The organism is Bradyrhizobium sp. LA2.1, from assembly GCF_040547725.1.
Classification (GTDB): domain Bacteria; phylum Pseudomonadota; class Alphaproteobacteria; order Rhizobiales; family Xanthobacteraceae; genus Bradyrhizobium; species Bradyrhizobium barranii.
Window position 1 is genome coordinate 240,217 of sequence record NZ_JBEPQI010000006.1, and the last position, 22,980, is coordinate 263,196.

The 22,980-nt window shown below is 64.9% G+C and carries 22 protein-coding genes; 17 read left to right on the forward strand and 5 right to left on the reverse strand.

Annotated elements, in window-relative coordinates; all coding sequences use genetic code 11:
* Window positions 1-38 precede the first annotated feature (38 nt).
* Window positions 39-1,772, forward strand: coding sequence for a YbaL family putative K(+) efflux transporter (gene ybaL, locus ABIB95_RS13760; RefSeq protein WP_354240008.1), 1,734 nt, complete (start codon window positions 39-41; stop codon window positions 1,770-1,772).
* Window positions 1,723-1,983, forward strand: coding sequence for a hypothetical protein (locus ABIB95_RS13765; protein WP_354240010.1), 261 nt, complete (start codon window positions 1,723-1,725; stop codon window positions 1,981-1,983). The genes ybaL and ABIB95_RS13765 overlap by 50 nt, the downstream gene beginning before the upstream one ends.
* Before the next feature lie 109 nt (window positions 1,984-2,092).
* On the opposite strand, the gene ABIB95_RS13770 is transcribed toward ABIB95_RS13765, so the two are convergent.
* Window positions 2,093-2,773 carry a transglutaminase-like domain-containing protein gene (locus ABIB95_RS13770; protein WP_354240012.1) on the reverse strand — a complete coding sequence of 227 codons (681 nt, stop codon included), beginning with the start codon at window positions 2,771-2,773 and terminating at the stop codon, window positions 2,093-2,095.
* Window positions 2,774-2,954: 181 nt separating this feature from the next.
* Between ABIB95_RS13770 and ABIB95_RS13775 the strand changes: the two genes are divergently transcribed.
* Window positions 2,955-3,734, forward strand: coding sequence for a cobalamin B12-binding domain-containing protein (locus ABIB95_RS13775; protein ID WP_354240014.1), 780 nt, complete (start codon window positions 2,955-2,957; stop codon window positions 3,732-3,734).
* A 6-nt stretch (window positions 3,735-3,740) separates the two neighbouring features.
* Here ABIB95_RS13775 and ABIB95_RS13780 read toward each other — a convergent pair whose 3' ends face one another.
* Together ABIB95_RS13780 and ABIB95_RS13785 are read right to left on the reverse strand one after the other, a co-directional pair.
* Entirely contained in the window at window positions 3,741-4,130 is a 390-nt protein-coding gene (locus ABIB95_RS13780) for a group II truncated hemoglobin (RefSeq protein WP_354240016.1), read from the reverse strand.
* A gap of 229 nt (window positions 4,131-4,359) precedes the next feature.
* Window positions 4,360-5,376, reverse strand: a complete 1,017-nt coding sequence (locus ABIB95_RS13785; protein ID WP_502917829.1) for a helix-turn-helix transcriptional regulator — start codon at window positions 5,374-5,376, stop codon at window positions 4,360-4,362.
* Between the two features lie 28 nt (window positions 5,377-5,404).
* Between ABIB95_RS13785 and ABIB95_RS13790 the strand changes: the two genes are divergently transcribed.
* From ABIB95_RS13790 to boxB, 5 genes are all read left to right on the forward strand, one after another.
* Window positions 5,405-6,946, forward strand: a complete 1,542-nt coding sequence (locus ABIB95_RS13790; protein ID WP_354240018.1) for a benzoate-CoA ligase family protein — start codon at window positions 5,405-5,407, stop codon at window positions 6,944-6,946.
* Window positions 6,947-7,061: 115 nt separating this feature from the next.
* Window positions 7,062-7,880 (forward strand): alpha/beta fold hydrolase, encoded by an 819-nt coding sequence (locus tag ABIB95_RS13795; RefSeq protein ID WP_354240020.1) that lies wholly within the window; start codon window positions 7,062-7,064, stop codon window positions 7,878-7,880.
* An 18-nt stretch (window positions 7,881-7,898) separates the two neighbouring features.
* On the forward strand, window positions 7,899-8,426 hold the full coding sequence (locus ABIB95_RS13800; protein WP_354240022.1) for a DUF309 domain-containing protein: 528 nt from the start codon (window positions 7,899-7,901) through the stop codon (window positions 8,424-8,426).
* 116 nt (window positions 8,427-8,542) lie between these two features.
* Window positions 8,543-10,231, forward strand: a complete 1,689-nt coding sequence (gene boxC, locus ABIB95_RS13805) for a 2,3-epoxybenzoyl-CoA dihydrolase (protein WP_354240024.1) — start codon at window positions 8,543-8,545, stop codon at window positions 10,229-10,231.
* A 156-nt stretch (window positions 10,232-10,387) separates the two neighbouring features.
* Complete coding sequence (gene boxB, locus ABIB95_RS13810; RefSeq protein WP_354240260.1) at window positions 10,388-11,824, forward strand: benzoyl-CoA 2,3-epoxidase subunit BoxB; 1,437 nt, start codon at window positions 10,388-10,390, stop codon at window positions 11,822-11,824.
* A 190-nt stretch (window positions 11,825-12,014) separates the two neighbouring features.
* Here the strand turns inward: boxB and ABIB95_RS13815 are convergent, their stop codons facing one another.
* On the reverse strand, window positions 12,015-12,815 hold the full coding sequence (locus tag ABIB95_RS13815) for an SDR family oxidoreductase (RefSeq protein ID WP_028155161.1): 801 nt from the start codon (window positions 12,813-12,815) through the stop codon (window positions 12,015-12,017).
* Window positions 12,816-13,043: 228 nt separating this feature from the next.
* A complete protein-coding gene (locus ABIB95_RS13820) occupies window positions 13,044-14,102 on the reverse strand; it encodes a polysaccharide deacetylase family protein (RefSeq protein WP_166348133.1) in 1,059 nt (352 codons plus the stop codon).
* A 164-nt stretch (window positions 14,103-14,266) separates the two neighbouring features.
* Here ABIB95_RS13820 and ABIB95_RS13825 point away from each other — a divergent pair, with 164 nt between their 5' ends.
* The 9 genes from ABIB95_RS13825 to pstC all read left to right on the forward strand — a co-directional run bounded on the left by ABIB95_RS13825 (window position 14,267) and on the right by pstC (window position 22,979).
* Complete coding sequence (locus tag ABIB95_RS13825) at window positions 14,267-15,661, forward strand: OmpA family protein (protein ID WP_354240027.1); 1,395 nt, start codon at window positions 14,267-14,269, stop codon at window positions 15,659-15,661.
* Window positions 15,662-15,663: 2 nt separating this feature from the next.
* Window positions 15,664-15,960 (forward strand): hypothetical protein, encoded by a 297-nt coding sequence (locus tag ABIB95_RS13830; RefSeq protein ID WP_063979886.1) that lies wholly within the window; start codon window positions 15,664-15,666, stop codon window positions 15,958-15,960.
* A gap of 128 nt (window positions 15,961-16,088) precedes the next feature.
* Window positions 16,089-16,679: a TetR/AcrR family transcriptional regulator gene (locus ABIB95_RS13835; RefSeq protein WP_354240029.1), complete on the forward strand. Its 591-nt coding sequence runs from the start codon at window positions 16,089-16,091 to the stop codon at window positions 16,677-16,679.
* Window positions 16,676-17,608, forward strand: a complete 933-nt coding sequence (locus ABIB95_RS13840; protein WP_354240031.1) for a haloalkane dehalogenase — start codon at window positions 16,676-16,678, stop codon at window positions 17,606-17,608. The genes ABIB95_RS13835 and ABIB95_RS13840 overlap by 4 nt, the downstream gene beginning before the upstream one ends.
* Window positions 17,609-17,619: 11 nt before the next feature.
* Window positions 17,620-17,847, forward strand: a complete 228-nt coding sequence (locus ABIB95_RS13845) for an Rdx family protein (RefSeq protein WP_354240033.1) — start codon at window positions 17,620-17,622, stop codon at window positions 17,845-17,847.
* A gap of 453 nt (window positions 17,848-18,300) precedes the next feature.
* Window positions 18,301-19,356 carry a lysylphosphatidylglycerol synthase domain-containing protein gene (locus ABIB95_RS13850; protein WP_208084046.1) on the forward strand — a complete coding sequence of 352 codons (1,056 nt, stop codon included), beginning with the start codon at window positions 18,301-18,303 and terminating at the stop codon, window positions 19,354-19,356.
* 32 nt (window positions 19,357-19,388) lie between these two features.
* The gene (locus tag ABIB95_RS13855) at window positions 19,389-20,687 is read left to right on the forward strand and encodes an ATP-binding protein (protein WP_063979881.1); all 1,299 of its coding nucleotides are present in this window, start codon (window positions 19,389-19,391) and stop codon (window positions 20,685-20,687) included.
* Between the two features lie 144 nt (window positions 20,688-20,831).
* Complete coding sequence (gene pstS / locus ABIB95_RS13860; protein WP_063985930.1) at window positions 20,832-21,845, forward strand: phosphate ABC transporter substrate-binding protein PstS; 1,014 nt, start codon at window positions 20,832-20,834, stop codon at window positions 21,843-21,845.
* A gap of 144 nt (window positions 21,846-21,989) precedes the next feature.
* Complete coding sequence (gene pstC, locus ABIB95_RS13865) at window positions 21,990-22,979, forward strand: phosphate ABC transporter permease subunit PstC (protein ID WP_063979880.1); 990 nt, start codon at window positions 21,990-21,992, stop codon at window positions 22,977-22,979.
* Window position 22,980: the final 1 nt, after the last annotated feature.

Sequence of the window (22,980 nt, forward strand, 5' to 3'; positions counted from 1 at the left end):
GCGGTGCGCCGGCGCGCGCGCTGTGTCAAAAGGCAAAAATGCCGCATGACACACCTCTCATCGCCACCATCGTCGTCGGACTTGGACTCGCTTTCGTACTTGGAACTATAGCGCAGCGGTTCCGCATTCCGCCGCTTGTCGGCTACCTGCTCGCCGGCGTTGCCGTCGGCCCGTTCACGCCGGGCTTCGTCGCCGACCAGGCGCTCGCGACCGAGCTCGCCGAGCTCGGCATTATCTTGCTGATGTTCGGCGTCGGCCTGCATTTTTCGCTCCAGGATCTGCTGAGCGTCCGGCACATCGCCGTTCCGGGCGCCGTCGTGCAGATTGCGGTCGCAACACTGATGGGGCTCGGCCTTGCATGGCTGATGGGTTGGAGCGTCGGTGCGGGACTCGTGTTCGGACTGGCGTTGTCGGTCGCGAGCACGGTGGTCCTGCTTCGCGCGCTGCAGGAGCGGCGCCTGATGGAGACCGATCGCGGCCGCATCGCGGTCGGCTGGCTCATCGTCGAGGACCTCGCGATGGTGCTCGTGCTGGTGCTGTTCCCGGCGATCGCAAGCCTTCAGGGCGGCGGCGACAAGCCAGCCTTCGAGCCGCTGGCCGCGCAGGCCGGCTTCGGGCTTGCCGGCATCGTGATGCTGACCCTGGCCAAGATCATCGTGTTCATCGGGCTGATGCTGGTGGTGGGGCGCCGGGTGATTCCCTGGATCCTGCACTACATCGCGCATACCGGCTCGCGCGAATTGTTCCGTCTTGGCGTGCTCGCGATCGCGCTGTGCATCGCATTCGGGGCGACGAAGCTGTTCGACGTGTCGCTGGCGCTGGGCGCGTTCTTCGCCGGCATGATGCTGCGGGAATCTCCGCTCAGCGCGCGCGCCGCGCAGGAATCGCTGCCGCTGCGCGATGCCTTCGCGGTGCTGTTCTTCGTCTCGGTCGGCATGATGTTCGATCCGATGAGCGTGGTCCGCGAGCCCTGGCCGCTGCTGGCGACGCTGGCGATCATCATGCTCGGCAAATCACTCGCGGCGTTCCTGATCGTGGTGCTGTTTCGGCATCCGGTTGCGACCGCGCTGACGATCTCGGCGAGCCTGTCGCAGATCGGCGAGTTCTCCTTCATCCTTGCCGAGCTCGGCGTCGCCTCGCAGATCCTGCCCAGCGACGGTCGCGACTTGATCATGGCCGGCGCGATCCTCTCCATCATGCTCAACCCGCTGATGTTCGCGGCCGCCACCTGGCTCGCGCCGCGTCTCGACCCGCGCCGGGATTCACCGCAGGCCGCGGCAGCCGTGCCCGAACCGATCCGCACCACGGACCTGACCGACCATACGATCGTGATCGGCTATGGCCGCGTCGGCGCGCTCGTCGGCGATGCCCTGAAACAGCGGCAATTGCCGTTCCTTGTCGCCGAGGTCGGCGAGAGTGCACTGGCTAAGCTGAAGCAGGGCGGCATCGAGACCATCATGGGCAATGCCGCGCAGCCCGAAATTCTCGGCGCCACCAATCCGTCACGGGCGCGGCATCTCGTCATCGCGATCCCCGAGGCGTTCGAGGCAGGGCAGATCGTGCAGCAGGCGCGTGCGGCCAATCCGGATATCCGCATCATCGCGCGGGCGCACGCGGATGCCGAGGTCGATCATTTGAAGGGGCTGGGGGCGGATGTCGTCATCATGGGCGAGCGGGAGATCGCGCGCGGCATGATCGAGGAGCTGGAGAGGAGAGTTCCAGATGCTGCCCAGCAAGATCCCCGTGCGCTCGCGGTCGGTTCGATCGTTTGACCTGATCACGCCGCAGGGCCGGACCTACCGCTTCCCGCCGCCGACATTGTTGCAGCGGCTGTTGCGGTGGGGGCTCGCGCATGCGGAGACAATGGCGATCTCCGCGGCGATCCTGGCGTTGATCTATGTGGCGGGCTTTGCCGCCGAAGCACTCGACCGTTCGGTGTTCGATGCGTGCAATGACAGGGCCGGAATGCGTAAGGTGGGTTAGCGAAGCGTAACCCACCTCTGTTCGTCTCCGCGGAAACTGAAGTGGAGGGTTACGCCGAGCAGATGCACTTCGCGCACCTGCACGGCTAACCCACCCTACGCACCGCGCGCTACCGCCCCTCCGCCTCGCGCTCCATGTCACGGCCCGACAGATCCTCGCCCTGCATGTTGGCATAGTCCCTCGCCATCTCGCGCATCAGGAACTTGGCCGGCACGTCGTGATAGGTGCCGCGGTCGTTGACATATTGCATGTAGGCGCGCCCCTCGCCGTCGAAGGGATGCAGCAGCGCGTCGGTGTGTCCGTCGAAATCGAGCGGGGCCACGCCGACCTTGGCGCAGAGCGTGTCGTTGAAGGTCGGCGTCGCCTTGCGCCAGGCGCCGTCGACATGCACTTCCGTGAAGCCGTGCCAGGTGAAGATGTCGGTGCCCATGCTCGCGCGCAGCTTCTCGGTGGTGAGATGGTTCTTCACATCCGCAAAGCCGACCCGGGCGGGAATGCCGTGGACGCGGCAGGCGGCGGCATAGAGCGAGGCCTTGCCGACGCAATAGCCTTGCCCCGCGGCAAGCACGCTCGATGCGCGAAAAGTCTCAGCAAGGCGCATGCTGACATAAGGATTGTAGCGGATGCCGTCGCGCACTGCCTTGTAGAGCACGCTCGCCTTCTCGCGTTCGCTGGCATCCGTGCGCACGGCGGTCTCGGCGAATTGCCGCACGGCGGGATGATCGCTGTCGATGTACTCGCCGGGATCGGTATAGAGACGACGGATCGTGTCGGGCAGGGGTGCTGTCATGCGTCAAGCTTAGCAGGCAGTCTCCGCGGGACTCAAATTCGTTCGTCGCAAGCCGCCTATGCCGCACGCGACACTACCCCGTCACCACTTGCGTTGAGACGTTGCCGCTTTCGAAAGCGGCAATGCTGCGTTACGCTTAGCGGAGCCGACGCCCTTAATGTGGCCCTTGGGGAGTCAGAGCGTGCTGAAATGGTGTGCCCATTGCCAGCAATTCATCGGCGAGATGCGGCCGTACGCCGACTTCAGCATCACGCACGGGCTGTGCCCGAAATGCTCGGGTGAACAGCCGGATTTGCTCAGCGGCGATGAATATGCCCATGCGGTCGTGCTGCGGGACATCTTTCAGGCGTTGTTTGCCGCGGGTCGCAGGAGCGATTTCGACGCGGCTGGGCCGCTGGTCGACCAGGCCATCGCCGCCAATTGCCGGCCGGTCGACATTCTCATCGGCATGATCGCGCCGATGCTCTACGAGATCGGCAACGCCTGGGAGCGCGGCACGCTCACCGTCGCGGGCGAGCACGAATTCACCGCCTTCGCCGAGCGGGTAGTCGATCTTGTCGAGGCCAAGATGAGGCAGGCTTGGTCGCAGCCGGCGCGACATGCAGGCGACGGCTGCTATCTCCTGATGAACGCGCCGGGCAATATCCACGTGGTGGGCATTCGCATCCTCGGCCTCTGGCTGCAAAACCAGGGATGGCGGACGCGCCATGTCGACGATCTCACCGTTCTCGATGTCCTGTCCGAGCCGGCGATCGCGGGTGAGCCCAAGACGCTGCTCGTTTCGATCGCCCTACGCGAGCAGTGCGATGCCGTGGCGTCGCTCATCGAGCGCGTGCAGGCATTGCCGGCGACCAGCCGTCCAAACATTTTCCTCGGCGGCTACGCCGTCAAAACCCACCTGGCGCCGCGGATCCCCGGTGTGAAGCTTGCCGCCGACATCAGCGCACTCGGCCTCGACTGAACTTGGCTAGCTGCGATTGCGCATCCAGTCGGCAAGACCGGACAGCGCCTTGTCGAGGTCTTGCCGCGCGGCGGCGTCCGTGACCGTCTGGTCCAGCGCACCGCGCATGCAGAGCAGCCACGCATCGCGCTCGGCGTCGCCGATGGCAAAGCCGATGTGCCGCTGCCGCAGATGGCCCTTCTCGACGGAATAGAGTTTTGGTCCGCCGGTCCATTCGGTGAGGTAGCGCTTCAGCACGTCCCTGATCAGTCCAAGGTCATCCGCGTGCATCGCGCGGATTATTTTCGCCTCCGGCAGCGCGTCCATGCGGTCGTAGAAGCGGTCGACTAGAGAGTTGATCGTGGCGCTGCCGCCGATCCGCTCGAACATGGAGATTGCGACGTCGCTGTCGGTCATCGTTGGTCCTGATGTTTACTGCTGCGACCGGATATATGGTCATCGGAGGTCGCGCACAAACCTCCGCTGTCGTCCCGGACAAGCGAAGCGCAGATCCGGGATCCATAACACAGGGAGGTGTTGTGCGAAGATTGGTTGTTCGGGATTGGCCGCGCGAACAATCGATGGATCACGCGGTATGGGTCCCTGCGTTCGCAGGGACGACAGCAGAATATGTGGCGAGATCGCCCTACAGCGCCACACTCCGCAAACCGAAACTCCGCGCTTCGTTCTGCAGCACCGGCCGCACCGCATCGATCAGCCGTGCAGCCGCCGCATCGACTGACAGCCCAGCCGTATCCACCACCGCCGTCGCGCGCGAATACAACGGTTCGCGGCTCAGCAGGATGTTGCGCAGCTCGGCCATTGCGGAGCGGTCGTCCGCCATCGGGCGCAGGTCGCCCTGGCGGCGCACGCGGGCCATGTGCTCCTCTGGCTCGGCCTTCAGCCAGATCGTGTAGAACGACGACAGGATCTGGTCGAAGGTCAACGGCTCCGACACGATGCCGCCGCCGGTCGCCAGCACCATCAGCTCGTTGCGCGCGAGCAGCTGTTGCAGCGCGGCCTGCTCCATGCGGCGAAAGCCTTCCTGGCCGTAGAGCGCGATGATCTCGGCGACCGAGAGCCCATTCTGCTGCTCGACCTCCTTGTTGAGCTCCACGAAACTCCAGCCGACCTTCTTCGCCAGCATCCGCCCAAGCGTCGATTTGCCGGCGCCGCGCAGGCCGATCAACGCGATGCCGCAGAACGGGGCGCGCCGCGGCGCCGACGCGCTGCCGCCGGCGAGAACGTCCTTGGCCTGAGCGATCTGCGCCGGCGTCGCCTTGCGCAGGAGATCGCGAAACATCTGCCAGTCCGGCGTCGGGTCGGCAGAGGGAAGCAGGTCTTCCAGATGCGCACCCATCGCGTCGGAGACGCGGCGGAGCAGCACGATGGAGACATTGCCCTTGCCGCTTTCGAGCTGCGCGATGTAGCGCTCCGAAATTCCTGATACCTTGGCGAGCACCTTGCGCGACATGCCGCGCAGCGCGCGCATGGTGCGCACGCGCTGGCCGAGCTGTTCGAGAAATCGGGATTCGGCGTCGGGACTGTCGGTCATGGACTGCAGATCATGGGCCTTCTTGAGAGGGTGTCCTGCGGCGCGTTTTAATGAAACATAATGCCTGCCAGCATTGACAGCAAGCCGCTGCGGTGTCTTTCTATGAATTATAATTCTAAATTCGGGGGAGAAGTCCGTGAGCGAGGGATCCTATAACGCGGTGACCTGGCTGCTCGACCGCAACGTCGAGGACGGCAGGGGCGGCAAGCTCGTCTTCGACGACACCGTCGCGCGGCTCACCTATGCCGAGCTCCAGCGTGAGACCCGGCGCGCCGCCAACATGCTGCGCCGGCTCGGGGTCCGCCGCGAGGAGCGCGTGGCCATGATCATGCTGGACACGGTCGATTTCCCGATCGTGTTCCTGGGCGCGATCCGCGCCGGCATCGTGCCGGTGCCGCTCAATACGCTGCTGACCGCGGACCAATACGCCTACATCCTCGCCGATTGCCGCGCGCGCGTGCTGTTCGTCTCCGAAGCGCTCTATCCTGTCATCAAGGACGTCGTCGGCCGCATGCCGGATCTCGAGCACGTCGTGGTCTCCGGCGCCAAGCAGAACGGTCACAAGCAGCTCGCGGAAGCGCTCGCTGATGAGAGCGACCAGTTCACCACCGCCGCGACGCATCCGGACGAGCCGGCGTTCTGGCTGTATTCGTCGGGCTCGACCGGCATGCCCAAGGGCGTGCGCCACATCCATTCGAATTTGCAGGCGACCGCGGACACCTATGCGAGCCAGGTGCTCGGCATCCGCGAGAACGACGTCTGCCTCTCCGCGGCAAAGCTGTTCTTCGCCTATGGCCTCGGCAATGCGCTGACGTTTCCGATGTCGGTCGGCGCCACCGTGGTGCTGAACAGCGAGCGCCCGACGCCGGCGCGCATGTTCGACCTGATGAACAGGTACAATCCCTCGATCTTCTACGGCGTGCCGACATTGTTCGCGGCGATGCTCAACGACGAGACGATGAAAGCCGAGCGCGGCGGCAAGTCGCTCCGCATCTGCACCTCGGCCGGCGAGGCGCTGCCGGAATCCGTCGGCAACAGCTGGAAGGCTCGCTTCGGCGTCGACATCCTCGACGGCGTCGGCTCGACCGAGCTCTTGCACATCTTCCTGTCGAACGCGCCCGGCGACATCAAATACGGCTCCTCCGGCAAGCCGGTGCCGGGCTATGCGGTGCGGCTCGTCAACGAGGCCGGCCAGGATGTCGCCGACGGCGAGGTCGGCGAGCTGCTGGTCGATGCGCCCTCCGCCGGCGAGGGCTACTGGAACCAGCGCCACAAGAGCCGCCGCACCTTTGAAGGTCCGTGGACCCGCACCGGCGACAAATATGTCCGCGATGGCGAAGGCCGCTACACCTTCTGCGGCCGCGCCGACGACATGTTCAAGGTCTCCGGCATCTGGGTCTCGCCGTTCGAGGTCGAGAGCGCGCTGATCACGCATCCCGCCGTGCTCGAAGCCGCCGTCGTGCCCGAAGCCGATCCGGAAGGGCTGCTGAAGCCGAAGGCCTTCGTCGTGCTGCGCCCCGGCGCGGCGACGGCGGACTTGCAGGAGATGCTGAAGGAGCACGTCAAACAGAAGATCGGCCCGTGGAAATATCCGCGCTGGATCGACGTGGTGGAGTCGCTGCCGAAGACGGCGACGGGGAAGATCCAGCGGTTCAAATTGCGCGAGGGCGCGAATTAGCTACAGCCGTCATGGCCGGGCTTGTCCCGGCCATCCACGTGCTGCCGCGAACAACGAGAGACGTGGATGCCCGGGTCAAGCCCGGGCATGACGACGGAGAAAGAAGAGCGAAGGAATGACCAACCTCACCCGCACCGGCTTCCTGACCATCGGCAGCGCCAGCCTCGAGTACAAATGGCTCGCCCCGCAGGACGCCGATGCACCCACCATCGTCATGCTGCACGAAGGCCTCGGCTCCGTCGGCCTGTGGGGTGACTTTCCGGAAAAACTGCAGCAAGCCACCGGCGCCGGCATCTTCGTCTATTCGCGCGCGGGCTACGGCCAGTCGAGCGCGGTCACGCTGCCGCGGCCGCTAGATTACATGCAGCGCGAGGCGCTGGATGTGCTGCCGAAGATCCTCGACGCGATTTCCTTCAAGCGCGGCCTCCTGCTCGGCCATTCCGATGGCGCCTCGCTCGCGACGATCTATGCCGGTGCGCATCAGGATCACCGCCTGCAAGGCCTCGTGCTGATGGCGCCGCATTTCATCGTCGAGGACATCTCGGTGAAATCCATCGCGGCGATCAAGACGACCTTCGAGACCACCGACCTCAAGGCGAAGCTGGCGCGCTGGCACAAGGATGTCGACAACGCCTTCTACGGCTGGAACCGCGCCTGGCTCGATCCGAAATTCCGCGACTGGGACATCTCGGAATACCTCGCCTACATCCGCGTTCCCATCCTGGTCGTGCAGGGCAAGGACGACCAATATGGGACACTGCGACAGGTCGATATTGCGCAGGAAGAGTGTTATTGTCCGGTAGATTTGAAAATTATTTCAGACGCGGGGCATTCCCCGCATCGTGAAGCGCCGGGGGCGACGCTTGACGCGATTGAGCAATTTGCAAGAGCGGCCCTGCGCGACGATCGGGGACTTCAAGGACGCGCCGCATGATCCTGCGGAGGCACATCCATGAATGTGCCTTCGGATGCGAGCGGCCCGTTGCCGTGGCCGCGATGGGCCTATGTGCCGGGCGAGACCGACGGGGTTGACGCGGATTACGAGACGCTTGATTTGGCCAAGGCGCTGGTGCCCCCGGCGTTCCGCGGCTACGTGCCGGCGCGCCATCCGGCGCTGCGCTACGGGCTCGCGCTCAACGACCGCGGCTATTTCTGGGAATCGCAGGAGGTGCTGGAAGCGGTGTGGGCCGCAGTCCCGCAAGGCGGCCGCGAGCGCATTCTGCTGCGCGCCTGCATTCACATCGCCAATGCCAATTTGCGACTGCGCATGCAGCGGCTGCATTCGGCCGCGCGCCTGTTCGGCGACGCGCAGGCGGAGTTGCGGGCGCTGAACTCGCGCAAGGCGGCTGCGGGCGGCGACGGCTTTGTCGAGAGCTTCCCCATTCCGGCGCTGACGGCTCTGCTCCAGGCCAAGCTGGGCCGTCCCCAACTCTCCAAGGCGGACTGGATCACCCTCGGCGCCATCGTGCGGTCTCAATAGGCTTCATGAAACAAAGTGCATGCGATGGCCGTTAAGGGCTAGACGCTTTCGAAAAGATGCACTATTGTGCATCTAACGCTACAGCCAAAACGCATAACCAAGCTCAAGGGTGGCCCATGGCCGGGGAAGATCGGCGCCTCGCAGGCGGCGCGACATTCATCGATTTCCAGACCGAACCGTCCCGCTACAAGCACTGGAAGCTCGCGGTCGATGGCGACGTCGCCACCCTGACCATGGACGTCGACGAGAATGGCGGCCTGTTCGAGGGCTATCTGCTCAAGCTCAATTCCTACGATCTCGGCGTCGACATCGAACTGGCGGACGTCGTCCAGCGCCTGCGCTTCGAACACCCCGAGGTGAAGGTCGTGGTGATGCGCTCGGCCAAGAACCGCGTGTTCTGCGCCGGTGCCAACATCCGCATGCTTGCCGGCTCCACGCATGCCCACAAGGTGAACTTCTGCAAATTCACCAACGAGACCCGCAACGGTATGGAAGACTCTTCGGAGAATTCCGGCCAGCGCTTCATCACGGTGGTGAACGGCTCGGCCGCCGGCGGCGGTTATGAGCTGGCGCTCGCGACCGACCACATCATCCTCGCCGATGACGGCTCGTCGGCCGTCGCGTTGCCGGAAGTGCCGCTGCTCGCGGTGCTGCCGGGCACCGGCGGCCTCACCCGCGTCGTCGACAAGCGCAAGGTGCGCCGCGACCACGCCGATTTCTTCTGCACCATCGAGGAAGGCGTCAAGGGCAAGCGCGCCGTGCAGTGGCGCCTCGTCGACGAGATCGCGCCGAACTCGAAGCTTGAGGCCAAGATCGCCGAGCGCGCCAAGGAGTTCGCAGGCCAGTCGAAGCGCAAGGGCAGCGGCAAGGGTATTGCGCTAACACCGCTCAGGCGCGTCATCGACGAGACCAGCATCCGCTACGGTTTTGTCAGCGTCGACATCGATCGCTCGGCGCGCATCGCCACCATCTCGATCAAGGCGCCGGAGACCGCGCCGCCGGCCGACATCGACGGCGTGATGGCGCAGGGATCTTCGTTCTGGCCGCTCCAGGTCGCGCGCGAGCTCGACGACGCCATCCTGCACCTGCGCATCAACGAGCTCGAGATTGCGATGCTCGTCTTCAAGAGCCATGGCGACCGCGCCCATGTCCTGGCATCCGATGCCTTCCTCGAAGCCAACAAGGCGCACTGGCTGGTCAACGAAATCAGGCACTACTGGAAGCGCGTGCTGAAGCGCATCGACGTCACCTCGCGTACGCTGGTGACGCTGGTCGAGCCCGGCTCCTGCTTTGCCGGCACGCTGGCCGAGCTCGTCTTCGCCGCAGACCGCTCCTACATGCTGATCGGCACGCGCCAGGGCGACAACCGTCCGCCGCCGTCGATCGAATTGTCGGCCATGAACTTCGGTCCGTATCCGATGAGCCACGGCCTGACCCGGCTGGAATCGCGCTTCCAGGCCGATCCGTCCGACGTCGAGCGTGCGGAAGCCACCATGGGCACCGCACTCGACGCCGAGCAGGCGGAAGAGCTCGGCCTCGTCACCTTCGCGCTCGACGACATCGACTGGGACGACGAGGTGCGTGTGTTCCTGGAGGAGCGCGCCAGCTTCTCGCCGGACAGCCTCACCGGTATGGAAGCCAGCCTGCGCTTCGTCGGCCCCGAGACGATGGAATCAAAAATCTTCGCGCGCCTCACCGCGTGGCAGAACTGGATCTTCCAGCGCCCGAACGCGGTCGGCGAGGAAGGCGCACTGCGCCGCTACGGCAGCGGCCAGAAGCCGAAATTCGATATGACGCGGGTTTGACGACTTTCGTGTCCCGGGCGCGCGGCGGCACGAAGTGACGCTGCGCAGAACCGGGACCCGCAGGACCAGACATAGGTCCCGGCTCAGCAGTGCAGCACTTCGCGCCGCACTGCGTCCGGGACACGAGACAGATCAAGGAGCACGGCCATGAACATCATGAACGTCGACTACTCGACCAAGATTCCGAACAACGTGAATCTCGCCGAAGACCGCCAGGTGCTGAAGGCGCTGGAAGGCTGGCATCCCGGCTATATGGACTGGTGGAGCGACATGGGGCCGGAAGGCTTTCAGGAGTCGCTGGTGTATCTGCGCACCGCCTATTCCGTCGATCCGCGCGGCTGGGCCAAGTTCGATTATGTCCGCATGCCCGACTATCGCTGGGGCATCCTGCTTGCGCCGCAGGAGGAAAATCGCGTCGTTCCGTTCGGCGAGCATTTCGGCGAGCCTGCGTGGCAGGAAGTCCCGGGCGAGTATCGCGCCATGCTGCGCCGCCTGATCGTGATCCAGGGCGACACCGAGCCGGCTTCCGTCGAGCAGCAACGCCACCTCGGCAAGACCGCGCCCTCGCTCTACGACATGCGCAATCTGTTCCAGGTCAATGTCGAGGAAGGCCGTCACCTTTGGGCGATGGTCTATCTGCTCCAGAAGTACTTTGGCCGCGACGGCCGCGAGGAAGCGGATGACTTGCTGCGCCGTCGCTCGGGCGATGCCGATGCGCCGCGCATGCTCGGTGCGTTCAACGAGGCGACGCCGGACTGGCTGTCCTTCTTCATGTTCACCTATTTCACCGACCGCGACGGCAAGATGCAGCTGCACTCGCTCGCGCAGTCGGGCTTCGATCCCTTGTCGCGCACCTGCCGTTTCATGCTGACGGAAGAAGCGCACCACATGTTCGTCGGCGAGACCGGCATCACCCGCGTCGTGCAGCGCACTTGTGACGCGATGCGCGAAGCCGGCATCACCGATCCCACCGACATCGCAAAGGTTCGCGCGCTCGGCGTGATCGACCTTCCGACGATCCAGAAGAAGTTGAACCTGCACTATACGCTGTCGCTCGACCTGTTCGGCTCGGAGGTCTCGACCAACGCGGCCAACGCCTTCAACACCGGCATCAAGGGCCGCTATCACGAGACCCAGATCGACGACGATCACCAGCTCAAGAACGCCACCTATCCGGTGCTCAAGTTCATCAACGGCGAGATCAAGCTGGTCGACGAGCCGGCGCTGACCGCGCTCAACATGCGCCTGCGCGACGATTACAGCCAGGATTGCGTCAAGGGCATGCTGCGCTGGAACAAGGTGATCTCGACCGCGGGCTATAACTTCCAGCTCAAACTGCCCAACGTCGCTTTCCATCGCCATATCGGCGAGTTCAAGGGCATCCATGCGACGCCCGATGGCATCTTGATCGACGATGCCACCTGGGCGAAGCGCAAGGACGAGTGGCTGCCCTCGACCGCTGATGGCGACTTCATCACCTCGCTGATGCAGCCCGTCACCGAGACCGGCCAGTTCGCCTCCTGGATCTCGCCGCCGAAGGTCGGCATCGACAACAAGCCCGGCGATTTCGAGTACGTGAAGATCGAGTCGTAAGAGTCAGGGTTCGACCCTCGCACAATGCAAATGGTGTCATCACCCGCCTTGTGCGCGATTGCGCACTGGAGCGGGTGATCCAGTATTCCAGAGGCGGCTGTGCTTCAGCCGAGAAGCCGCGGCGTACTGGATGCCCCGCCTTCGCGGGGCATGACAGCGGAGTGTGCGGCGCGGCTTCTCCCTAAGCCGCCTACCCCGCGATCTCCAGCCCCGCATTCGCGTACACCACGCCGCCATCCACCGCGATGGTGTTGCCGACCACGTAATCACCCGCGCGCGAGGCGAGATAGATCGCCACGCCGGCCATGTCCTCATCGGTTCCGATACGCCGCGCCGGAATGCGCTTGGCGACCTCGTCCGCATGGTCGCGCGCGGCGCGGTTCATGTCGGACTTGAACGCGCCCGGTGCGATCGCGGTGACGTTGATGTTGTCCTTGATCAGCTTCGTCGCCATGCGCCGCGTCAGATGGATCACGGCGGCCTTGCTGGCGGCGTAGGAATAGGTCTCGCTCGGATTGACGAAGATGCCGTCGACCGAGGCGATGTTGATGACCTTGGCGGGCCGCTCGTGCGAGGCCGCCGCGCGCAGCGGCTTTGCCAGCGCCTTGGTCAGGAAGAACAGCGACTTGACGTTGAGGTCCATCACCTTGTCCCAGCCGCTCTCCGGGAATTCGTCGAACTCCGCGCCCCAGGCCGCGCCCGCATTGTTGACGAGGATGTCGAGCTTCGGCTCCAGCTTGATGATTTCGGAGGCCAGCCTGTCGCAGCCTTCGATGGTCGAGATATCGATCGGCAGCGCGATGCATTCGCCGTCATATTGGGCGGAGAGTTCTTTCGCCGTGGCCTCGCACGGCCCGGCCTTGCGCGCGGTGATGTAGACCTTCGCCGCGCCTTGCGCGAGGAAGCCCGCCGCGATCATCTTGCCGATGCCGCGCGAGCCGCCGGTCACGAGCGCGACACGGCCTTTGAGCGAGAACAGATCGTTGAACATGGTGCCTCCCTTGGTTGGCGACGTTTTGAGCGCGGCGGAGAGGGGAGTCAAGGAAGGCGCGAGAGTGGCGCGGCTGCGTTCCAACTCACTCGGTGTCGTCCCGGCGAACGCCGGGACCCATAACCACAGGGAGTAGTTTGGCGAAGACTCGTCGTTCGGTACTTCTACCAAATGTAATCGATGGATTCCGCGGTATGGGTCCCGGCGTTCGCCGGGACGACAGCGTGGCTACGCCGCCGCAATCCGGCGAAAGCCGTTCCACATCGCGGTCGCGGCGCCTGAGGTCAGCACCGGCAAAATTCGCGCGTCCTGGTAATTGCCGTTGAGCGAGACGCGCGGCAGCGCGGTCATGTGGCCGGCGTTCTCGGCGAACAGCATGCCGGGCCGGGTCGTCACCGCGGTCTTGAAGCCGGCCGATGCAGCGAGAGCGAATTCGCGCTCGCCCGCGGCTTCGCGGTCGCCATAGGGGTAGGCGAAGTGCAGCACGGTACGGCCGAGCGCCTGCTCGATCCGCGCGCGGCTTACCGCCATCTCCTGTGCGGCGATCCCCTCGCTCTGCCTGGCGAGATTGCAATGGCTGATGGTGTGCGCGCCGATCGTGACCAGCGGATCGGCGGCAAATGCCTTCACCTCGTCCCAGGACAGGCACAGGCTGCGGCACAGCGCGGCCATGTCGACGTCGTATCTGGCGCAGAGCGCCTCGATCTCGCGCTTGAGATCATGTTCGCCCGGCAGCGCGCGCAGCCAATCGTGCAGGCGGTCGAACGCCATTTGTTTTGCGGCAGGGGTCGTTGCGTCCAGCCGCAGCGCGGAATTTCCGATCTGGATGTCGATCTGTTCGGCCTTGGCGATCACGGTTTCCAGCGCGGTCCACCACAGGCGTCCGGTGCCCTCGGCAAATTCGCTCGCGACATAGACGGCCAAGGGCGCGTCAAATTCGCGCAGAACCGGCAGCGCGAATTCGAGATTGTCGCGGTAACCGTCGTCGAGGGTGAAGGCGGCGAAGGGGCGGGTGAACCGGCCCTGCACCAGCCGCTCATGCAGCTCGTCCATGCTGACGATGTCGATCCCGCGCGAGCGCAAATGGCTCAGCGTGGCGCGCAGGAAATCGGGGGTGACTTCGAGGTGCCGGTTCGGCTGGAACGCGGCCTCGCGGGCCGGCCGCACGTGGTGCAGCATGAAAATGGCGCCGACGCCCGACAAGAGCGGGCGCAACAGGTGGTGCGCCCCGCTGAAATAGAGTGCCCCCAGCCCGGCGCGGATGACGTTGTTTCGGAGTTGTTTCATGACCGGCTGGCGAACTCTGGCATTCCACTTTCAACTTACGGAAGAACCCTTGAAGAAAAAGTTATTCCAATTGTCGACGCATGGCCTTCGGAAGGGCATCATTTCCGGTTTGACAGCCCGCCAAGGGTTTGTTTTGTCTCCGGTTCCAGAGTTCGGGTCGTTGAATGCAGAAGCTTTTCAGGTGGGCCAGCAAATGGTGGCCAGGGCTGATCCCCCTGGCCGTCATGTGGGGATTTGCGGCCTGGAATAATACCTTGCCGGTCGAGGCGGACCTGTCCGCCCGCAGCTCGGCCGCGCTCAAGGAGACCGTTCTGGACAAGACCCGGATCGCGGTCGACGGCCGGGACGTCGGCCTGGCCGCGGACGCCTTTTCCGAGGAGGGGCGCCGCGATGCCGTGATGGCGGTCGAGCTCGTCCCGGGCGTGCGCCTGGTCGACGACCGGACCCGCCTTGTTCCCGAAGCAACGCCCTTCGTCTGGAATGCCGAGCGTGACGTGGTGCGGGTGACGCTGTCCGGCTCTGCGCCCCTGCCGTCGATGAAGGCGCGCCTGACCGAGGCCGCGCGCAAGGAGGTCAACGGGACCGAGGTCGCCGATCAGATGGGTCTCGCGCGCGGCGCGCCGCCGCGGTTCGAGGCCGCAGCGATGCTGCTGCTCGACCAGATCGGCAAGCTCAAGGACGGCAAGATCACGATCACGGACACCAAGGTCAATCTGTCGGGCATGGCGCGCGACCTCGGCGGCCGTGAGGCGATCGCGGCCGCGCTCAAGAACCTGCCGGAGGGCTTTTCGGTCGCCGCCAACGATGTCAAGGCGCCGCCCTACATCTTCCAGGCCTACAAGGACCCGGTCGCCGCGACCGTGACGCTGACGGGCTACGTGCCTGACAACAACGTGCACGCGGCCATTGCAACGAGTGCCTCGCGAAAGTTCTTCACCGAAAAGGTCGTCGACAATCTCAAGGCCAGCGTCGGCGCACCCGGCTCCTTCAATACTGCCGTGGTCGCAGCGCTCGGCGCGCTGTCGCGGCTGTCGACCGGTACGCTCGTGGTGTCCGATCGCGAGGTGAAGCTGTCGGGCGACGCGCTCTATGAAGGGGCCGCCAACGACATCCGCGCAGGCCTCGGCAAGGACTTCCCGAAGAACTGGCAGTACAAGCCGGAGATTACGGTGAAGCCTGCCGCGGGCCCGGTCGACGGCACGGTCTGCCAGCAATTGTTCACGGAGCTCCTGAACAAGGGCAAGATCCGCTTCGCAACGAAACGCGCCGACATCGACCCGGATTCCGCCGGCATTCTCGACCACCTGATCGAGACGGCGCTGCGCTGCCCCACCACCAATATCGAGGTGGCCGGGCACACCGATGCCGACGGTGAGGACTCCTTCAATCAGGCTCTCTCGGAGAAGCGCGCGCAGGCCGTGATCGACTATCTGGTCAAGGCCGGGCTGCCGGCCACCCGCTTCACTCCGGTCGGCTATGGCGCCACGCAACCCCTCGCCGGCAATGACACCGACGAAGGCAAGGCGCAGAACCGCCGCATCGAATTTCTGGTGAGGTGACGATGCCCTATCTCGTCTCATTCCATCTGGGCTGGCTGATCGGCTCGCTGCTGCTGGGCTTTTGCATGGGCTGGATCTCGGTGGTCCAGCGCGGCAACGGCACCTCGAAGGTGACCGCGCGCTGGCTCGCCGTGCTTGCCGCCGCCCTGGTCGCAGCCTCCTTCGCGCATGTGGTGCCCGGCCGCTTCGGCTATTGGCTCGATCTCGGGCTGGTCATGTTCGCCTGCTACCTCGTCGGCTGCACCATCGGCGCCTGGCTGCGCGACAGGGTGGTCTCGCGGAGCCAGCCGGCGGCGTAGGTCTTCAGGCTCGCTCGGGGGGGGGCGGGCCTCTATCCAACATTGCGATAACGGCCTGATCGGCAAGCAAATTGCTGAACGACCAGAATGCGCTTGACATTAATACGTACGTACGTATTAATTTCCTCATGCCAAAGCCCTCCCTCAAAGATGCCATCCTCGATGCCGGCCTGAAGGTCATGTTCCGGACCGGTTATCACGGCACCGGCGTACGCGACGTCACTGCTGCGGCAGGCGCGCCGCAGGGGTCCTTCACCAACCATTTTCGCTCCAAAGAGGTGTTCGCCTCCGAGGTGCTCGACCGCTACTTCGACACCACGAGGGGACTGGTCGCGGAGGCGCTCGACGACACCTCGCTGACGCCGCGCGCGCGGCTGCGCCGCTATCTCGACATCATCACCGGCCGGCTCGAGGCCGACGGCTATGGCCGCGGCTGCCTGATCGGTGATCTCAGCCTGGAGGCATCAGCCAGCAGCGAAATGCTGCGCGCGCGTCTCGCCGAAATCTTCGCCGAATGGCGCACGCCGTTCGCCGCCTGCATCAGGGACGCCCAGACGTGCCGCGAGATCGCATCCGATTTCGAGCCCGAAGAGCTTGCCGATTTCCTGCTCGCGTCCTGGCAGGGCGCGATCCTGCGCATGAAGGTCGACCGCAATCCCAACGCCCTCGAACGTTTCAAGACCATCGCCTTTCAAACCGTCTTCAGGGAGCTGACATGAGCAAGCCAACTGAAATCGAGATTCTCAAAACGTCTGTGCTGGGAAGCACGATGGCCTATCGCGAGGCGGGAGATCGCGATGCGCCCGTTGCCCTGTTCCTGCACGGCAACCCGACGTCGTCACATATCTGGCGCAACATCCTGCCGCTTGTATCGCCGGTCGCACATTGCATCGCGCCCGATCTCGTCGGCTTCGGCCAGTCCGGCAAGCCCGACATCGGCTATCGCTTCGTCGACCACGTCCGCTATCTCGATGCATTCATCGAACAGCGCGGCATCAAATCGGCCTATCTCGTCGCGCAGGACTGGGGCACCGCGCTCGCGTTCCATCTCGCCGCGCGCCGTCCGGATTTCGTGCGCGGTCTTGCTTTCATGGAGTTCATCCGCCCGATGCCGACCTGGCAGGACTTTCACCACACCGGGGTCGCGGAGGAGCAGGACCACGCCGAGGCGGCGAGGGCGGCGTTCCGCAAATTCAGGACGCCGGGCGAGGGCGAAGCGATGATCCTCCAGGCAAATGCGTTCGTCGAACGCGTGCTGCCCGGTGGCATCGTCCGCAAACTCGGCGAGGACGAGATGGCGCCTTACCGTGCGCCATTCCCGACGCCGGAGAGCCGCCGGCCCGTTCTCGCCTTTCCCCGCGAACTGCCGATCGCGGGCGAGCCTGCCGACGTCTACGAGACGCTTCAATCCGCGCATGCGGCGCTCGCTGCATCGTCCTATCCGAAGCTGTTGTTCTCGGGCACGCCCGGCGCGCTCGTCGCGCCCGAATTCGCCGAACGGTTCGCAGCCTCGCTGAAGCACTGCGCATTGGTCCGCCTCGGACCCGGACTGCACTTTCTCCAGGAGGATCACCCCGAGGCGATCGGCCGCTCCGTCGCCGGCTGGATCGCCGGCATCGAAGCCGTGCGCCAGCAGCGCGCTGCCTGAAGGCGGGCGAGATGGCTGATGTGACCATCATCTATTGCCGTCCCTGCGGCTACGAGAAGCGCGCCAAGGACGCCGCTGCTGCGCTGCGGCAGCATCTGGCGCTGGAGGCGGCTCTCGTGCCCGCCAAGGGTGGGATCTTCCAGGTCAAGGTCGGCGACAGCATCGTCGCCAGCCGCAGCAAGGGCCGCTTTCCCGGTACCGACGAAATCGTGGCCGCCGTCACTTCCGCGTGGCACTGATCCGGGGCGGATTCCGATCGCTTCCTGAGGCCGCCACCGTCGCCGCGGCCTTTCGGCCCACCTGAAATCCCTGAACAACAGCGCCGGCCACCCCCTCTTTCGCCAGGCGGGGGCGGCCCATAGATTGACGTCGGCTTAAGTCGTGACGGAACATTGTGCGGTCGAAATCATCAAAACTTCATGGCGCCTGCGCAGGATTGCCATGGAGATTCGCGTCAGTCTTGCCGCCGAAAGCGCCAATCCGTGCATCAGGAGCCCGCAACCCTGCCTAAAATATTGAAGGCACGAGTTTTTGTTCGAATTGCTGAATTCCACTCCGCCCCAAAACGCGCTAGTGGAAGGGCATGGGGCATGCGCGATGCCGGAGCCGGCGGCAAGGGTTCGTTGAATGCCTGTGCGTCGTCCGCCTGTCCGCCGGCCACCCCGGCCGCTGAAGCGTTGTTCGAGGTCTAGATGCTGGAAGCCATACGCAGGGCGATGACGTTTCTGCGCCAGAAGCAAGTCCTGCATAAGCTTGGAGTTGTGATCAGCGTCGCGGTCATCGGCATCGCTTGCTATGTGCTCTACCACATGCTGCGGGGCATCGACGTCAACGAGGTCCTCGAAGCGATCAAGAGCACCGAGCCGAGCCAGATCGCGATGGCGGCGCTGTTCGTGGCCGCGGGCTATTTCACCCTGACCTTCTACGATCTGTTCGCCGTGCGCGCGATCGGTCACACCCATGTGCCCTACCGCATCAATGCGCTCGCCGCCTTCACCAGCTATTCGATCGGCCACAATGTCGGCGCCAGCGTCTTCACCGGCGGCGCGGTGCGCTACCGCATCTATTCGGCCTATGGCCTGAACGCGATCGACGTCGCAAAGATCTGCTTTCTCGCCGGCCTGACCTTCTGGCTCGGCAATGCCGCCGTGCTCGGCCTCGGCATCTCCTACCATCCGGAAGCCGCTGCCTCGATCGACCAGCTTCCGCCCTGGCTGAACCGGATGCTGGCGATGATGATCATCGCGGGGCTGGTCGCCTATGTGGTCTGGGTCTGGACCCAGCCGCGGGTGGTCGGCCGCGGGCCCTGGACCGTGGTGCTGCCGGGCGGCCCGCTGACGCTGCTCCAGATCGCCATCGGCATCATCGATCTCGGCTTCTGTGCGCTCGCGATGTACGTGCTGGTCCCGGACGAGCCCAATCTCGGCTTCGTCGTGGTGGCGGTGATCTTCGTCTCGGCGACGTTGCTCGGTTTCGCCAGCCACTCGCCGGGAGGACTCGGCGTGTTTGATGCCGCCATGCTGGTCGGCCTCTGGCAGATGGACCGCGAGGAGCTGCTGGGTGGCATGCTCCTGTTCCGCGTCCTCTATTATCTCTCCCCCTTTGTCATATCTGTAATCTTGCTGACGTTTCGCGAGGTTATAATCGGCGCTCGATCGAAGCGCTTGCAGCAGGCGGCGCTCAAGCTCGACCCCGGCCCGGCGCGTGAAGCCGCCTATGTGAGAGAGCGCAGCGACACGGGCGCCTGACCGGCGCATCCCCTTAGGAGAAGCCCGCCCCGATGGCGATCGACGCCCCATCTTCTCCCTCCGCGCAGCCCTGGTCCGACCGGCTGCGGCATTCGACCGTCATCCTGATCGCCGCGGCGCTGGCGCTGTCGGTGGTGGTCTCGCTCGGCGAATTGTCGGTGATGCGGGCGGCGACCGTGTTCCTCTGCATCGCGGCCGCGGCGCTGATCCCCTGGCGGCTGCACGACAACGCCGCCTCGCGCGACGACACCCGCCGCGTCAACCCGGTCGAGAGCGCGGCGGTGGCCGCGGTCGTCGCCGGCATGCCGGATCCGGCGGTGCTGCTCGACCGCGCCGGGCGTGTCATCCATCTCAATGCCGCCGCCGCCCAGCTGGCGCCGGCGCTGCGCAAGAACGAGCTCGCCCAGTTCGCGCTGCGCTCGCCGGAGATCATCACGGCGCTGCGGGAGTCCATTGCGACCACTGAGCCGCGGCGCACGACCTATCTCGACCATGTGCCGGTCGACCGCTGGATGGAGCTGACCATTACGCCTGTGCCGGTGCCGACCTCCTTCGGCGGCGCCGACAAATGCATGCTGATGACCTTCCACGACCAGACGCCGCTGCGCCGGGTCGAGGAGATGCGCGCAGATTTCGTCGCCAATGCCAGCCACGAGCTGCGCACGCCGCTCGCCGCGCTGTCCGGCTTTATCGACACGCTCCAGGGCCAGGCCAAGGACGATCCCAAGGCACGCGAGCGGTTCCTCGGCATCATGCACAACCAGGCGACCCGGATGGCGCGCCTGATCGACGATCTGCTCTCGCTGTCGCGGGTCGAGCTGTCGGCCCATGTGCGGCCCGACACCCTGGTCGACCTGCTGCCGATCATCTTCCAGGTCGCCGACGGGCTCGAGCCGCTGGCGCGGGAGCGCCAGGTCGAGGTCGAAACCCATCTGCCTGAGACCCCGGTGATGATCGCGGGCGACCGCGAGGAATTGCTCCGCCTGTTCGAGAACCTGATCGAGAACGCGCTCAAATACGGGGCGTCGGGCGGACGTGTCATCGTGTCGCTGGCCGCGGCGGCAGCCACTGATGGAACTCAGGAAATCCGGGTCCTGGTGCGCGATTTCGGCCCCGGCATCGCGCCCGAGCATCTGCCGCGACTGACCGAGCGGTTCTACCGGGTCGACGTCGGCGACAGCCGCTCGCAGGGCGGGACGGGGCTCGGATTATCGCTGGTGAAACATATTCTTAACCGCCATCGCGGCCGGCTTTTGATCGAGAGCGTGCCCAAGCAGGGCGCCGTTTTCACGGCCTGTTTTCCCCAGGCGAAGACCGCGGCTTCAACCTGATATTCAAGCGATTTCAATCGCTTGGCCGTGTCATCCAGCTGTCACGAAACCTTCGTAAAAGCACAGCCGACCGCTCCTAAAGGGGCGGCACGGGGAGCGCGATCGGGCGCGGATGGCGCTTCGCTCCCCTGTATGGAGACCACCATGAATTTCATCAAAACTATCGTCGCTGCCGGCTTGGTCGCCGCATCGGCGACGGCGGCGTTTGCTGCCGACATCACGGGTGCCGGTGCGACGTTCCCGTTCCCGATCTATTCCAAGTGGGCTGACGCCTACAAGAAGGAGACCGGCAACGGTCTGAACTACCAGTCGATCGGCTCCGGCGGCGGCATCAAGCAGATCCAGGCCAAGACCGTGACCTTCGGCGCCAGCGACGCGCCGCTCAAGGCCGAGCAGCTCGAAAAGGACGGCCTCGTCCAGTGGCCGATGGTGATGGGCGCCATCGTTCCGGTCGTGAACATCGAGGGCGTGAAGCCCGGCGAGCTGGTGTTCGACGGCGAGACCCTGGCCAGCATCTATCTCGGCAAGATCACCAAGTGGGACGACGCCGCGATCAAGAAGCTCAATCCGAACGTGAAGCTGCCGTCGGACGCGATCACCGTGGTCCGCCGCTCGGATGGTTCGGGCACCACCTTCAACTTCACCAACTATCTCGCCAAGGCCAGCGCGGACTGGAAGAGCAAGGTCGGCGAGGGCACCGCGGTCGAGTGGCCGGTCGGCGTCGGCGCCAAGGGCAACGAAGGCGTGTCGGGCAACATCAGCCAGACCAAGAACTCGATCGGCTACGTCGAGTACGCCTATGCCAAGCAGAACAAGCTGACCTACACCGGTCTCGTCAACAAGGCCGGCAAGCCAGTGCAGCCGACCGTCGAGGCCTTCCAGGCCGCCGCTTCCAACGCCGACTGGGCCAAGGCTCCCGGCTACTACGTCATCCTGACCGACCAGCCCGGCGACAAGTCCTGGCCGATCACGGCGGCGACCTTCATCCTCATGCACAAGGATGCCACCGACAAGGCAGCCTCGCAGGAAGCCATCAAGTTCTTCCGCTGGGCCTTCAAGAGCGGCGGCAAGGCGGCTGAAGAGCTCGACTACATCCCGATGCCGGACCCGGTCGTCCAGCTGATCGAGAAGACCTGGGCTGCCGAGATCAAGAGCTAAGCGCTCTGTGTCCCGGACTGGGCGCCGGGATCTCACAAGACCTCCGCTCCGGATCGGCCTCGCGCCGCATCCGGAGCGCAAGACCAACAACAAGACCGACAACAAGCGTATATCAAACGGGCACAGGGGATCGGCGTGGCAGAGATGGCCGTTCAGAGCGATGTAATCGACGACGCCGGACCGTATGACCGCGCCAAGGCCTTGGGCGCCTTCAAGCTCGGCGACCTCACCTTCTACTGGATCACGCGGCTGTCCGCGATCTCGGTGCTGCTCATCCTCGGCGGCATCATCATCTCGCTGATCGTCGGCGCGTTCCCGGCGATGAAGGAATACGGCTTCGCCTTCCTGTGGACGCAGCGCTGGGCGCCGTCGGCAGATCCGCCCGTGCTCGGCGCGCTCGGCCCGATCTACGGCACGCTCATCACCTCCTTCATCGCGATGGCGATCGCCATTCCGGTCGGTCTCGGCATTGCGATCTTTCTGACCGAGCTCTGCCCGCAATGGGCGCGCCGCCCGATCGGCATGGCGATCGAGCTGCTCGCCGGCATTCCCTCGATCATCTACGGCATGTGGGGCTTCTTCGTGCTCGGCCCGTTCCTGGCCAACACGTTCCAGCCCTTCATGATCAAGATCTTCGACGGCGTCCCCGTGCTGGGCGCGATCTTCGCAGGCCCGCCGTCCTATCTCAGCCTGTTCAACGCGGCGCTGATCCTCGCCATCATGGTGCTGCCCTTCATCACCTCGATCTCGGTCGACGTGTTCAAGACGGTGCCGCCGGTGCTCAAGGAAGCCGCCTACGGCGTCGGCTGCACCACCTGGGAAGTCGTGCGCAGCGTGGTGATCCCCTACACCCGCGTCGGCGTCATCGGCGGTGTCATGCTGGCGCTCGGCCGCGCGCTCGGCGAGACCATGGCGGTGACCTTCATCATCGGCAACTCGTTCCGCATCTCGTCGTCGATCTTCGCCCCGGGCACCACGATCTCGGCGGCGATCGCATCGGAGTTCGCCGAGAGCGACGGCCTGCACCAGTCCGGCCTGATCCTGCTCGGCCTGCTGCTGTTCGTGCTGACATTCTTCGTGCTCGCGGCTGCACGGTTGATGCTGATGCGTCTTGAAAAGAAGGCGGGGAAGTAAC

Coding starts and splice junctions, on each gene's coding strand:
- ybaL (WP_354240008.1), top strand. CDS start 39: ATGCCGCATGACACACCTCTCATCGCCACCATCGTCGTCGGACTTGGA.
- ABIB95_RS13765 (WP_354240010.1), top strand. CDS start 1,723: ATGCTGCCCAGCAAGATCCCCGTGCGCTCGCGGTCGGTTCGATCGTTT.
- ABIB95_RS13770 (WP_354240012.1), bottom strand. CDS start 2,773: ATGACAGCACCCCTGCCCGACACGATCCGTCGTCTCTATACCGATCCC.
- ABIB95_RS13780 (WP_354240016.1), bottom strand. CDS start 4,130: ATGACCGACAGCGACGTCGCAATCTCCATGTTCGAGCGGATCGGCGGC.
- ABIB95_RS13795 (WP_354240020.1), top strand. CDS start 7,062: ATGACCAACCTCACCCGCACCGGCTTCCTGACCATCGGCAGCGCCAGC.
- ABIB95_RS13800 (WP_354240022.1), top strand. CDS start 7,899: ATGAATGTGCCTTCGGATGCGAGCGGCCCGTTGCCGTGGCCGCGATGG.
- boxC (WP_354240024.1), top strand. CDS start 8,543: ATGGCCGGGGAAGATCGGCGCCTCGCAGGCGGCGCGACATTCATCGAT.
- boxB (WP_354240260.1), top strand. CDS start 10,388: ATGAACGTCGACTACTCGACCAAGATTCCGAACAACGTGAATCTCGCC.
- ABIB95_RS13815 (WP_028155161.1), bottom strand. CDS start 12,815: ATGTTCAACGATCTGTTCTCGCTCAAAGGCCGTGTCGCGCTCGTGACC.
- ABIB95_RS13820 (WP_166348133.1), bottom strand. CDS start 14,102: ATGAAACAACTCCGAAACAACGTCATCCGCGCCGGGCTGGGGGCACTC.
- ABIB95_RS13825 (WP_354240027.1), top strand. CDS start 14,267: ATGCAGAAGCTTTTCAGGTGGGCCAGCAAATGGTGGCCAGGGCTGATC.
- ABIB95_RS13830 (WP_063979886.1), top strand. CDS start 15,664: ATGCCCTATCTCGTCTCATTCCATCTGGGCTGGCTGATCGGCTCGCTG.
- ABIB95_RS13835 (WP_354240029.1), top strand. CDS start 16,089: ATGCCAAAGCCCTCCCTCAAAGATGCCATCCTCGATGCCGGCCTGAAG.
- ABIB95_RS13840 (WP_354240031.1), top strand. CDS start 16,676: ATGAGCAAGCCAACTGAAATCGAGATTCTCAAAACGTCTGTGCTGGGA.
- ABIB95_RS13845 (WP_354240033.1), top strand. CDS start 17,620: ATGGCTGATGTGACCATCATCTATTGCCGTCCCTGCGGCTACGAGAAG.
- ABIB95_RS13850 (WP_208084046.1), top strand. CDS start 18,301: ATGCTGGAAGCCATACGCAGGGCGATGACGTTTCTGCGCCAGAAGCAA.
- ABIB95_RS13855 (WP_063979881.1), top strand. CDS start 19,389: ATGGCGATCGACGCCCCATCTTCTCCCTCCGCGCAGCCCTGGTCCGAC.
- pstS (WP_063985930.1), top strand. CDS start 20,832: ATGAATTTCATCAAAACTATCGTCGCTGCCGGCTTGGTCGCCGCATCG.
- pstC (WP_063979880.1), top strand. CDS start 21,990: ATGGCCGTTCAGAGCGATGTAATCGACGACGCCGGACCGTATGACCGC.